The following is a 12,078-nucleotide window of genomic DNA, read 5'->3' as shown; positions in this document are numbered from 1 at the left end:
CGTGTCGCTGCTCAGCGCCGGGTCCCCGTACCGATGAGGGTGCGCTCGTACGGATCGGGCAGCGCGCCCTGCACGGCGGTCGCGATGCCCGCGACGAGCTTGAGGTGCACCAGCGGGATCACCGAGTCGGTGCCGAGGACGGCCGCCTCCGCCTTCAGGGCGGCGTCCTGCCGCTCGGCCGTGTCGGACTCGTTCTGGGCGGCGGCGACCAGCTTGTCCACGTTCTTGTCGCACAGGAAGGACAGGTTGTTGGAACCGTCGCAGGTGTAGTCGCTCGCGAGGACGGTGACCGGGTCGCCGGTGTCCAGCATCATGTTGCGGGAGAAGACGACGGCGTCGAACTTCCCGGCCAGCATGTCGCCTTCGAGGCGTGCGTAGGTACGCACCTCGAGCTTGACCTTGAATCCGGCCTTCTGCAGCTGCTGCTGAAGTATCTGGGCGGCCTCCGGCATCTCGGGCCGGTCGGTGTAGGTGGCGAGGGTGATGCCCTTGCCCTCGGGGTCCGTCGCCTTCGCCCGCCCGGTCGGCTCGGTCCGCTTGTCGGCTGCCCAGGTCAGGGCGGGCCCGTACAGGCCCTGGGCGGGCACGGCGAATCCCTCGTAGGCGCCCTTGGCGATGACCGAGGTGTCGATCGCCTCGCGTGCGGCTGCCCGCAGCCCCGCGTCGGAGAAGGCGCCGGACTTGGTGTTGAGGTAGAGGCTGGTGTTGCGAGCGGTGTCGATCTCGTGGACGTCGTTCTCGTCCAGGGAGGCGACCTGGGCGACGGGAAGGGACTCGGCGATGTCGACGTCGCCGGTGCGCAGGGCGTTGGCACGGGCGGTGCCGTCGGAGACGAACCGGGCGGTGACGCCGGCCGCCTGGGCCCGGCCGCCCCAGTAGTCGTCGAAGCGGTTCAGTGTGGCCGCGGTGGCACCGTCGATCTTGGCGAGTGCGAAGGGGCCGGTGGCGGTGCCGACGACGTTCACCGTGCCCTTCTTGTCGTACGCCTTCGGCGCGAACACGGCGAGGGACGGGTTCGACAGCCGCAGGGGCAGGACGGGGTCGGCCTGCGCGGTGCTGACCCGGACCCGCTTGTCGTCCTCTGCCGTGGCGGTCAGCTTCACGCCGGAGAGGGCGGAGGGTGCCGGGTCGGCCTTCCCGGCGGCCGTGAGAGCGGCGGCGACGGCCTTCGCGGTGACGGCCTCGCCGTCCTGGAACCTCGCGTCCCGCAGGGTGAACACCCAGCTCCTGCCGCCGTTCTCACTGCTCCACGACTCGGCCAGCGCGGGTACCGCCGTGCCGTTGGCGTCCAGCTTGGTCAGCCCTTCGACGACACCGAGCCGGGACAGGAGCATCGCGTCCTGGCCGTACGGCGAGTAGTTCTCGGTCGGGGCGAAGGGGAGGGCGACACGCAGGCGTGCGCCGCCGGCCGAGCCGGAAGAGGCCGGGACGTCGTCGCCGGAGGACGCGAAACAACCGGAGAGCAAGGGCAGCGCGAGCAGGCCGGACAGGAGCCGACGGCGGGAGGTTCTCATAGCGTATATGAATATCATTTTCGTTAGATGAGCGGTATCTCGAAGTGCACGGCGCCGCTGCCCCCGCCGGGCATCTCCTCCCGCTCGTCGCACAGCTCCTTGCCCAGCGCTCGCCACAGGCCCATCGCGCCGGGGGAGTGAGGGTACGTGTGCAGATACGCGGACCGGTATCCGCCGTCGGCCCGGGCGAACTCCAGCAGGGCTTCCACCAGATGGCGGGCCAGACCGCGGCGCCGATGCTCCGGGCGCACGCAGACCCGCCGGAGCTGGGCGGTCTCACCCGACGGGAACCGCTCGGCCAGCCAGCGCGGGTTCGGCGGGTGCTCCGGGCCGCGCGCGTCCAGTGCCGCCGTGGCCGCCACCGTCCCGTCCCGTTCGTCCACGGCGACGAGGAGTGTGTGCCGGGGCGGCGTGACGTAGAACGACACCGGATCGATGATGTCGGCGTGCCACCGCGGCACGTAGCCGGTGGCGAAGTCGCGGTACACCGTGTCGAGCATCACCGCCCGGGCCCCGTCGATGTCGGCCGCCCCGGCTTCCTTGATGCTGTAGTCACGCATTTGCACATCATAGGCAAGAGGCCCCCGGGTGGTCGCTGCCCACCCCCTCACCCCGTACGTCCCGGCGACGGGCCCGACTTCAGCTCTCGGACGGGGTGAGCAGCACGAAGTCCGCGTTGGCCGGGTCGAGACAGACGGCGAGCCGGCCGACACCCTCCACGTCCTCCGGGCCCATCTGTACGCTGCCGCCGCTCTCGGTGACCTCGGCCACCGCGGCGTCGCAGTCGCCGACGGCGAACACCGGGTGCCAGTACGGCCGCCCGCCCGTCAGGGTCAGGTCCTCCGCGCGAAGCTGCATGAGGCCGCCGTGCATCCGGTCCTCGGACAGCCCGGCCGGGGTGATCAGGGTGTACGTGCCCGCGTCCCCCGGCAGCGGCATGTCGCTGAACTGCCAGCCGAAGAGGCTGCCGTAGAACTCCCGCGCGCCGGCCGCGTCGCTCGTGAGCAGTTCGGTCCACGACAGCGAGCCCGGCTGGTCCACCAGTTCCAGGCCCTTGTTCGTCCCCGGCTGCCAGACGGCGAACTGGCCGCCCAGCGGATCGCTGTACTGCGCCATCCGGCCCCAGTCGTCGAGGTCCATCGGCGCGACCCGCACGGTGCCGCCCGCCTGTTGTACGGCCTGTGTCGTGGCGTCGGCGTCGCTGACGCAGTAGTAGAGCATCCAGGCGGGGCGGGCGCCCTCCTCGGTGAGCTTGCCGAGCCCGGCGACGATCTTGCCGTCCTTCTTGAACATTCCGCCCTCGAAGTCCTCGGTCTCACCCATGGACTCGTAGTCCCACCCGAGCACCGCACCGTAGAAGTCGGCGGCGGCCCGGACGTCCGGAGCGCCCAGGTCGAGCCAGCAGGGGGAACCGGGGACGTACTCCGTGGTGATCATGGCGATGCTTCCCTTCCGCGGGTCGTGTCCGCCCAGCGTGACACCGGGCGCCGACCCCCGCCCGTCGGCCGCACCCCGTTCGGGGGAGTGCCGGTGACCGGCCCGGGCGTGGAACCATCGGGATCGTCACCCCCGGCGGGTGGACGCGGATCCGCGTGCGATGAGGGCGGTGGTGGGGCGTGATGGCCCGCTGGGAGTGGGACGACACGTTGTTCGCGGGGACCGCCGCCCACTACGGGCGCGGCCGGCTCCCGTACGCCCCCGGGCTCGCGGACACGCTGGCCGCGGCGCTGCGGCCGGACGGGCGTGGGCGGCTGATCGACGTGGGCTGTGGTCCCGGCACCATCGCCCTCGGCCTCGCCCATCTGTTCGGCGAGATCGTCGGTGTGGACCCCGACAGCGGGATGATCGCCGAAGCCGCACGCGCCGCCGCCGGGCGCGGAGTGGACGGGAAATGCCGGTGGGTGCGGGCCCGTGCCGAGGCCCTGCCCGCCGGGCTCGGCACCTTCACCGTCGCCTCGTTCGCCCAGTCCTTCCACTGGATGGACCGTGACCTGGTGGCGGGGAGAGTCAGGGACATGCTCCGGCCCGGTGCGGTCCTGCTGCACATCGCCGAGCTGAAGACGGAGCCCGGGGCCGTCGACGTCCTGCCGCATCCGGCGGTCCCCTACGCGGCCCTCGGTGATCTGGTCAAGCGGTATCTGGGGCCCGTGCGGCGCGCCGGGCGCGGGGTGCTGCCGCACGGGACAGCGGGTGGTGAGGCCGAGGTGTTCGCCCGTGCGGGATTCTCCGGCCCCCGCCGGCTCGTCGTCCCCGGCGGACAGGTGCTGGAGCGGACCTGCGACGACGTCGTCGACCAGGTGTTCTCGATGTCGTTCTCCGCTCCGCACCTGTTCGAGGAGCGCCGGGACGCCTTCGAGGCGGACGTGCGGCGGTCGTTGCGGGAGGCGTCACCCTCGGGCCGGTTCTCCGAACGGGGGCCGAGCACAGAGGTCTTCGTGTGGTGGAAGGACTCGCCCGGAGGGTGACCCGGCCGCCGGGGACGGCATCAGTGGACGGACAGCCCGCCGTCGACGAAGACCGACTGCCCGGTGACATAGGAGGAGGCCGCACTCGCCAGGAAGACCGCCGCGCCCGCGAAGTCCTCGGGCAGGCCGTTGCGCCCCACCATCGTGCGGGCGGCGAGGGCGGCCACCTTCTCCGGGTCCGACGACAGGCGCGCGTTGAGCGGTGTCATGACGAAGCCCGGCACCAGGAGGTTGCAGGTGACGCCGCGCGGCGACCACGCCTCCGCCTGGGAGCGCGCCAGTGCCTCCAGCCCGCCCTTGGACGCGCCGTAGGCGCCGCTCTGCACGAACGCGCGATGCGCCTGCTGTGAACTGATGTGGATGATCCGCCCGTACCCGCGCTCCGCCATGCCGGGGCCGAAGCGCTGCCCCAGCAGGAACGGAGCCTCCAGATTGACGGCCATCGTGGCGTCCCAGACGTCCTCGGTGAGCTCGTCCATCGGCGGACGCAGGTTGATCCCGGCGCTGTTGACGAGGATGTCGGGCTCCCCGAACGCCTCGGCCGCCCGCTCGGCGGCCGTCCGCACCCCCTCGCGGGTGCTCAGATCCGCACGGACCCACGCGGCGCGGCAGCCCCGTGCCGTCAGCTCCTCGACCGTCGCGGTCAGATCGGCCTCTCCACGGGCCACGACCACCACGCTCGCCCCGGCGCGCGCGAGGGCGCCGGTGATGGCGCGGCCGATGCCGGAACTGCCACCGGTGACCACCGCGACCCGCCCTTCGAGGGAGAACAACTCCGCCAGGTAGGCCCGAGCTGCGGGCGTCGGCTGCGTCGGTGGGGTCGGCTGTGTCCTCATGGCGGCCCACTCTAGGTCGATCACCGTGCCGGGTCTCGCGCATATACCCCTAGGGGGTATATGGTCAGGGGATGGATCACACCGCTCACGAACCTGGGAAGCGCGCGCACGGGACGGCGTCCTGGGGGACCGCCGTGAAGGCGACCCTGCACTGCCTGACCGGCTGCGTCGTCGGGGAGATCCTCGGCATGGTGATCGGCACGGCACTGGGGTGGGGCAATGTGCCCACGATGGTTCTGGCGATCGGGCTCGCGTTCCTCTTCGGCTACTCGTTCACCCTGATCGCGGTGGTCCGGTCCGGCCTCGACCTGAAGGCCGCGATCCGGATCGCGCTGGCCGCGGACACCGTCTCGATCGCCGTGATGGAACTCGTGGACAACCTGATCATCGCGCTCACCCCGGGCGCGATGGACGCCCATCTGTCGGACGGCCTCTTCTGGTCCGCGCTCCTGGGCGGCTTCGCGGTCGCCTTCCTGATCACGACCCCGGTCAACAAGTGGATGATCGGCCGCGGCGAGGGGCACGCCGTGGTCCATGCCCACCACTGACGCGAGGTCGGCGTCCGTGCGCTCGGGTCCGTGGTCCGGCGTCGCGGACTCGCCTCACTCGCGATCGGTGACGCGGTGGGATCGCGCCGTCGTGCGACCGCAGGCGCGAGCCCATGGCAGTGGCCTGGATCACATGGCTGGTTTTGAGTGCCCGGCCCCGGCGATGTCCGTACTCATGGGTGTCACAGCGGGGCCGGATGCGAGGATGAGGCGCCATGACAGCTGGGTGGTGTGCTCGCACGATACGGGCCGCGGTGTTCGCGGCCGTCTGTGTCGTGCTCGCCGCCCTGGGGCACGTCATGATGTCCGGCGATCATGTGCACCCGTCGACGCTGGTGGCCGGCTGGGCCGTCACGGGCGTGGCGGGCTGGTGCCTGGCGGGTCGCGAGCGCGGACTGCGGACGGTCGTGGCCGTCGCCGTGGCCGTCCAGACGGCTCTGCACTCGGCGTTCTCGCTCGGGCCGCCGCCGGCCGCGCGTGCGACGGACTCCAAGGACATGCCCTCAACGGGCCACGCCTCCATGGGCCACACCATGCCGACCGCGGGGCACGACATGGGATCCATGGCGCACGACATGGGCTCCCTGCCCCTGCCCATGGGGCATTCGGGGCACACGCCGGGCGGTGACGCGTCCCTCGGCATGCTCGCCGCCCACCTCCTGGCCGCGCTGCTGTGCGGCCTGTGGCTGGGCCACGGGGAGCGGGCCGTCTTCCGGATGCTGCGTGCCGTGGGCAGCCGGCTGGCCGCACCCCTGCGGCTCCTGTTCGCCCTCTCCGCGCCGCCGCCCCCGCCCGTGCGCGCGCGGCGGCGGTCGTCGCACCACACACCACGGCGTCTCCTTCTCGTCCACGCGATCACCACCCGGGGACCACCCGCGGGGGCCGCTGCCGCCTGACGGCAGCCGGTGGTGACCCGGGGCAGCCCCTGCGCGCCCCGGCCGCGGCCGTGTCCCTCCGTACTCGCGCGCACCCACGGGCGGCCACGCCCGCCGGTGCGCCGTACGGGCACGCCCGCACCCCCGCTCACCGGACCGCGCCTGCACCCGCGCACGGCCGACCACGGCCCTGCTCCGCGTCCACGCGGTCCCGGACCTTCGAGAAGGACATCAGGTGATCACTCCTGCCCTGCCCCTTCCGCACGAGAGATCGGCGTCGGCCGACGAGTCGATAACCGCCTGGGCGCTGGCCGCCCGCGGCGGTGACCCCGAAGCCGTCGACCACTTCGTGCGTGCCTTGCACCGCGACGTCATCCGTTACGTCGCCCATCTGTGCGCCGACCCGCAGGCGGTGGACGATCTCGCGCAGGACACGTTCCTGCGCGCGCTCGGCAGCCTGCACCGGTTCGAGGGCCGCTCCTCGGCGCGGGCCTGGCTGCTGGCCATCGCCCGGCGGGCGGTCGCCGACAGCATCCGGTACACCGCGGTACGCCCCCGCCCGGCCGACCTGCCGGACTGGGAGCCGGCGGCCGAACTCGCCCAGCCACGCGGCCTGCCCGGCTTCGACGACGGTGTGGCACTGCTGGAACTGCTGGCCGGACTGCCGGACGAACGCCGTGAGGCGTTCGTCCTCACCCAACTGCTCGGCCTTCCCTACGCGGAGGCCGCCGCACTGAGCGACTGCCCGGTCGGCACGATCCGATCCCGCGTGGCCCGCGCGAGGGCGACGCTCATCGCGCTGCTCGCCGAGGCGGAGGAACGGGAACCCGCCCTCGCCGCCGCCTGACGCACCGGCGCCGGCGGTGCCCCCGGACCTACCCGGCGGGCGCCGCCGGCGACGGCCGTGCAGGCCGGGGAACGACCGCGCCGCCGGCCACCCGTCGGCCGCTGACCTCACCCGCCGTACCGACCGCCGGCTCACCGACCGGGTGCCCAGCACCCTGTGCTCGTCGGCGACGCCCCGCTCTTCCCGCTCCCGCCACAGCCGTACGGCGCTCGGCTCAGTTCCTCGTGCGGCACCCGGACCGTGGTGAGCGGCGGCAGGCCGGCGCCTCCTGCGTGGTGGTGTCAGGTCGCCGGCACGCGGCACGTCGTCGAATCCGACCAGCGACACGCCACGCGGCACCCCCGGCCTCCCGCACCGCGGGCAGCAGATGGCCCAGGGCACCGCCCTGGTGGCCGGCGCGGCCCTGGCGTACTTCGCACCCGTACCGGGCGCTGACCCGCCCTCCCCCTCCGAAATGAGGTCATCCGTGAGCGACACCGCTCCCACTCTCGTCCTGACCGGTGGCCAGGTCCTCACCGTCGACGCCGGGTTCACCGTCGCCGAGGGCGTGGCCGTGCGCGGCCGGGACATCCTGGCCGTCGGCAGCGACACGGAGATGCGCGCCCTGGCCGGGCCCGGCACCCGGATCGTCGAGCTGGGCGGCCGGACCGTGCTGCCCGGCATCAACGACTCGCATCTGCACGGCGCCGCCTACGGCATGACGAAACCGCCGTTCGCCCTCGACGTCGGCCACCCGGCGGTGCGTTCCGTCGCCGACATCGCGGCGGTGATCGGCCGGGCGGCACGAGAGGCACCGGAAGGCGAGTGGATCGTCGGCCTCGGCTGGGACCCCGGCTACCTCGCCGAGTGCCTGGCCGACCCGGGCCGCTTCCCGCACCGGCGGGACCTGGACGCGGTCGCGCCCGGTCACCCGGTCTGCCTGACCGACTTCTCCTCGCACATGGTGTGGGTCAACTCCGAGGCCCTGCGCCGCTGCGGCATCGACGCCGCCACTCCCGCACCGCCCGGCGGTGTCATCGACCACGACCCCGACGGCCGGCCGACCGGCATCCTGCGCGAGGCCGCCGGGCGGCTCGTCCAGGCCGCACTGCCCGCCCCGACCCCCGCGCAGCGCCGCCAGGCGATCCAGGGCGTGATCCGCGAGCTGCACTCCCGTGGCATCACCAGCTACACCGAGCCCGGCCTCGGCCCTGGCGGCGCGCAGACCCTCTTCGGCGGCCTGAGCACCGACAACTGGACCGCCTACGCCGACCTCGCCGCGAGCGGCGAACTCCGGGCCCGCGTCAGCGTCCTGCTGCTGCCCGCCCCCATGGGCGGCTCAGCCGCCGACGTCCGCGAGGGACTGGCCGAACTGCGCCGCCCCGAGTCGGCCGACCCCCGGCTGCTGCGGGCCATCGGCGTAAAGATCTTCGCCGACGGCGTCCCGCCCAACCGCACGGCGTGGATGAGCGAGCCGTACCCGGACGGCGGACACGGCGCCCTGTGCGTGCACGGCGACACGCCCGCGCTCCAGGAGCACGAACTGCGGGAGATGATCAGGCTCGGCCACGAGGCCGGCTTCCAGCTCGGCGTGCACGTCACCGGCGACCGCGCCATCGACCTCGTGGTGGACGCCTTCCTCGCGGCGAACACGGCCGTGCCCCGCCCCGACGCCCGCCACTACGTCATCCACGGCGACTTCATCAGCCCCGGCAGCCTGGCCAAGCTCGCCGCGCACGGTTACGGCGTCAACATGAACCCCGCCATCAAGTGGACCATCTCCGACCTGATGGACGAGGTCGTCGGTCCCGAACGCTCCGCCTACCAGTGGCCGGTGCGCTCCGCGCTCGACGCCGGGGTGCGGGTCTGCGCCAGCTCCGACGCCCCCATCACCGAGCCCGACTGGCGTCAGGGCGTGGCCTCGATGATGCTGCGCGAGTCCAAGGCCGGCGGCCGCACCAGCGGCCCCGAGCAGTGCGTCTCCCTCGCCGACGCCCTGCGTGCCTACACCTCCACTGCCGCCTGGCAGGACTTCGCCGACGACTTCAAGGGCACCGTCGCACCGGGCCGGGCCGCCGACCTGTGCGTCCTGGACCGGCCGCTGCGGGACCTCGACCCGCACGAGATCACTCAGGTGCAGGTGGATCTGACGGTGTTCGACGGGCAGGTCGTCTTCGAACGGTGAGCCTCCCTCAGGCCGTCGCCCGCACCGCCGTGCGCCGCGCCCCCCACCGCCGGTTCCGGTACCGGCCGGGCACCCGGCACACCGCGTAGACCGTGAACGAGATCGTCGTGACGTACGGGCTGATGGGGACGCTGCCGCCCAGCGCGAGCAGGATGCCGCCCTCGATCGAGGTCACGGCGAACAGCACGCTCAGCACGGGCAGCAGCACTGGCGACGCGGTGACCCGGGCGGCCGCCGCGGCCGGGGTGACCACGAGGGAGAGCACCAGCAGCGCGCCGACGATCTGCACCGACAGGGCGACCGCGAGCCCGAGCACCAGCATGAACGCGAAGGACAGCACACGCACCGGTACCCCGCGGGCCTCCGCCACGTCCGGATCGGTACTGGCGAAGGCGAGCGGACGCCACATGACCGCCAGAGCGACCAGCACCAGGACGGAGGTGCCGAGCAGCCACGCCGTCTGCGGGGTGTCCACGGCGACGATCTGCCCGGTGAGCAGCCCGAACTTGTTCGCCGCCCGGCCCTTGTAGAGGGCGAGGAAGAGCACACCGAGCCCCAGCCCGAACGGCATGATGACGCCGATCACCGAGTTGCGGTCCCGGGCCCGGCTGCCGAGGACGCCGATGGCACCGGCCGCGAGGAGCGAACCGGCGATCGAGCCCACCACGATGTTCGCGTCCAGCAGCAGTGCCGCCGACGCCCCGGCGAAGGACAGCTCGCTGATGCCGTGCACCGCGAACGGCAGGTCCCGCATCAGGACGAACACCCCGGCCAGCCCGCCCACCAGGCCCAGCGCCGCGCCGGCCAGCAGGGAGTTGCGGACCAGGGCGAGGAGTTCGCCGTAGTCGGTGAAGTCGAAGATTTGGTGCCAGATCCCGTCGGCGAGTGTCATACGCCCACTCCGTCCGTCTCGTGAGGCCGCTCGTCGTGGTGCGGCGGGCCGGGCGTCTCGTCGGGTGCTCCCGCGACCACCACCCGGCCCCGGACGCGCATCACGTCGACCTGGGTGCCGTAGAGGCGGGACAGCGACTCGGAGGTCAGGACCTCGTCCGGGGTGCCGGCCCGGTGGCCGCCGCGGGCCAGGTACAGCACCCGGTCGGCCATGCCCAGCACCGGATTGATCTCGTGCGTCACGAACACCACCGCCGTGCCGTGGGCGCGCCGCCGGGCGTCGATCAGCTCGGTGACGGCCCGCTGGTGGTTCGGATCGAGCGACAGCAGCGGCTCGTCGCACAGCAGGAGGCGCGGGTCGGTCGCCAGGGCCTGCCCGATGCGCACGCGCTGCCGTTCGCCGCCGGAGAGCATCCCGAGCGGGACGTCCGCGTAGGAGGAGGCGCCGACCGATGCCAGGATCTCGTCCACCCGGCGGCGGATCCCGGCGGTGCGCAGCCGCGGCCCGAAGCGGTGGCCGTCGATGCCGAACCGGACGAGGTCGCGGGCGCGCAGCATGGCCTGCGCGGACAGCGCCGCCTGCTGTGGGACGTAGCCGATGTGCCGGGCGGCCTCGCGGGCGGGCCGGCCGAGGACGGTCAGGGTGCCGGCGGCAAGCGGCTGCCGGCCGAGCAGTGCCCGGACGAAGCTGGTCTTGCCCGCTCCGTTCGGGCCCAGCACGGCCAGGAACTCCCCGGGTCGTAGGTCGAGATCGAGACCGCTCCACACCTCGCGGTCGCCGTAGGACAGGGCGGCTCCCCGCAGACCGATGACAGGCGGGCCGTCCTGGCGGGGTATCGGGCTCACTTGGCCAGCGCTCCGGCGAGCGCGTCGACGTTGGCGGTCATCCAGCCGAGGTAGTCCTCGCCCTTCGGCAGGGTCTCGGTGACGGGCACGACGGGGATGCCGGCCGCCTTGGCCGCCGCCTCGGCCTTCTCGGTCTGCGGGCCGGAGGTCTGCTCGTTGTAGACGAGTGCCTTCACCTTCTTGCCGCTGAACAGGGCGAGGCTCTCCTGGAGGATGCGCGGGGAGACGTCGTCGCCCTCCTCGATCGCCTCGCTGAACTGCGGGGGTGTCCGGTTCACCAGGCCGCTCGCCTCGATCATGTACAGCGGCACGGGTTCGGTGATGGCGACTTGCTCACCGCCGTGCGTCTTCTTGATCCGCGCCTCCCGGGCCTCCAGCGGTGCGAGTTTCGCCTTGAAGGCCGCGGCGTTCTTCTCGAAGGCGGCGGCGTCGTCCGGGTCGGTCTTCGCGAGGGCGGCGGAGATCCGGTCGGCGACCTTGGCGACGGTGGGGACGTCGTACCAGACGTGCTCGTTGAGCTCCCCGCCCTTGGGTGCGGTCCTGCCGGACACCCGGACCGCGTTGATCACCTCGGCGGAGTCGTTGTGGCCGCTCTTCAGCATGCGGTCGACGAAGTCGTCGTATCCGCCGCCGTTCTCGACGACGACCTTCGCCTTGGACAGCGCCAGCTGGTTCTGGGGGTCGGCCTCGTAGGAGTGCGGGTCCTGGTCGGGGTCGCTGATGACCGATGTGACGTCGACCCGGTCGCCGCCTATGCGCCGGGCGATGTCGCCGTAGACGTTCGTGGAGGCGACCACGGCCAGGCGGGCCGGTGTGCTCTTGGCGCCGGTGGAGTCCGAGGAGCTGCCGCAGCCCGCGAGCAGGGCCAGTGACGCGCTGGTCACCAGCGCGAGGCGGCGGGACGTGGACAGGGGCATGGCTCCTCCAGGACGTGCACGGTGGTCGACGGGCGTCACGCTAGATGGGAATGAATGTCGAAAGCGGCTCGGAGTCGAAGTCATGTGAAAACCATTGCCAACTATTGGAGATGAGCTGGACTGGCTATCCAAGTGCTGGACTTATCGTCTAAGGTGGGGAAGTCGAAAGGGGGCC

12 protein-coding genes are annotated in these 12,078 nt (G+C 72.6%); 5 read left to right on the top strand and 7 right to left on the bottom strand.

All coding sequences use genetic code 11. The features are described from left to right. Nucleotides 1-11: 11 nt before the first annotated feature. From ACIQHQ_RS20070 to ACIQHQ_RS20060, 3 genes are all read right to left on the bottom strand, one after another. Nucleotides 12-1,514 (bottom strand): ABC transporter substrate-binding protein, encoded by a 1,503-nt coding sequence (locus ACIQHQ_RS20070; protein WP_402613241.1) that lies wholly within the window; start codon nt 1,512-1,514, stop codon nt 12-14. 23 nt (nt 1,515-1,537) lie between these two features. Next, a complete protein-coding gene (locus tag ACIQHQ_RS20065) occupies nt 1,538-2,074 on the bottom strand; it encodes a GNAT family N-acetyltransferase (RefSeq protein WP_402613240.1) in 537 nt (178 codons plus the stop codon). A 79-nt stretch (nt 2,075-2,153) separates the two neighbouring features. Then, the gene (locus ACIQHQ_RS20060; protein WP_402613239.1) at nt 2,154-2,951 is read right to left on the bottom strand and encodes a VOC family protein; all 798 of its coding nucleotides are present in this window, start codon (nt 2,949-2,951) and stop codon (nt 2,154-2,156) included. A gap of 182 nt (nt 2,952-3,133) precedes the next feature. On the opposite strand from ACIQHQ_RS20060, the gene ACIQHQ_RS20055 reads away from it, so the two are divergent. After that, nucleotides 3,134-3,979: a class I SAM-dependent methyltransferase gene (locus tag ACIQHQ_RS20055; protein WP_402613238.1), complete on the top strand. Its 846-nt coding sequence runs from the start codon at nt 3,134-3,136 to the stop codon at nt 3,977-3,979. Nucleotides 3,980-3,999: 20 nt separating this feature from the next. On the opposite strand, the gene ACIQHQ_RS20050 is transcribed toward ACIQHQ_RS20055, so the two are convergent. Next, nucleotides 4,000-4,815, bottom strand: coding sequence for an SDR family NAD(P)-dependent oxidoreductase (locus ACIQHQ_RS20050; protein ID WP_402613237.1), 816 nt, complete (start codon nt 4,813-4,815; stop codon nt 4,000-4,002). A 71-nt stretch (nt 4,816-4,886) separates the two neighbouring features. On the opposite strand from ACIQHQ_RS20050, the gene ACIQHQ_RS20045 reads away from it, so the two are divergent. The 4 genes from ACIQHQ_RS20045 (at nt 4,887) to ACIQHQ_RS20030 (ending at nt 9,249) form a co-directional block, all read left to right on the top strand. Next, nucleotides 4,887-5,363, top strand: coding sequence for a DUF4396 domain-containing protein (locus ACIQHQ_RS20045; protein ID WP_402613236.1), 477 nt, complete (start codon nt 4,887-4,889; stop codon nt 5,361-5,363). 215 nt (nt 5,364-5,578) lie between these two features. After that, nucleotides 5,579-6,259, top strand: a complete 681-nt coding sequence (locus ACIQHQ_RS20040) for a hypothetical protein (protein WP_402613235.1) — start codon at nt 5,579-5,581, stop codon at nt 6,257-6,259. 214 nt (nt 6,260-6,473) lie between these two features. Next, a complete protein-coding gene (locus ACIQHQ_RS20035; RefSeq protein WP_402613234.1) occupies nt 6,474-7,085 on the top strand; it encodes a sigma-70 family RNA polymerase sigma factor in 612 nt (203 codons plus the stop codon). Nucleotides 7,086-7,551: 466 nt separating this feature from the next. Then, on the top strand, nt 7,552-9,249 hold the full coding sequence (locus ACIQHQ_RS20030) for an amidohydrolase (RefSeq protein ID WP_402613233.1): 1,698 nt from the start codon (nt 7,552-7,554) through the stop codon (nt 9,247-9,249). A gap of 7 nt (nt 9,250-9,256) precedes the next feature. Here the strand turns inward: ACIQHQ_RS20030 and ACIQHQ_RS20025 are convergent, their stop codons facing one another. The 3 genes from ACIQHQ_RS20025 to ACIQHQ_RS20015 are packed head-to-tail and all read right to left on the bottom strand — an operon-like array spanning nt 9,257 to nt 11,903. Further along, a complete protein-coding gene (locus tag ACIQHQ_RS20025; RefSeq protein WP_402613232.1) occupies nt 9,257-10,141 on the bottom strand; it encodes a metal ABC transporter permease in 885 nt (294 codons plus the stop codon). Further along, complete coding sequence (locus ACIQHQ_RS20020) at nt 10,138-10,986, bottom strand: metal ABC transporter ATP-binding protein (RefSeq protein WP_402613231.1); 849 nt, start codon at nt 10,984-10,986, stop codon at nt 10,138-10,140. Before ACIQHQ_RS20020 ends, ACIQHQ_RS20025 begins: the two co-directional genes overlap by 4 nt. After that, nucleotides 10,983-11,903: a metal ABC transporter solute-binding protein, Zn/Mn family gene (locus ACIQHQ_RS20015; protein ID WP_402613230.1), complete on the bottom strand. Its 921-nt coding sequence runs from the start codon at nt 11,901-11,903 to the stop codon at nt 10,983-10,985. Before ACIQHQ_RS20015 ends, ACIQHQ_RS20020 begins: the two co-directional genes overlap by 4 nt. Nucleotides 11,904-12,078: the final 175 nt, after the last annotated feature.

It is taken from the genome of Streptomyces sp. NPDC092370 (genome assembly GCF_044755265.1).
Taxonomy (GTDB): Bacteria; Actinomycetota; Actinomycetes; order Streptomycetales; family Streptomycetaceae; genus Streptomyces.
The sequence above is the reverse complement of the archived record's forward strand: the minus strand, read 5'-3'. Positions and strand labels throughout refer to the sequence as shown.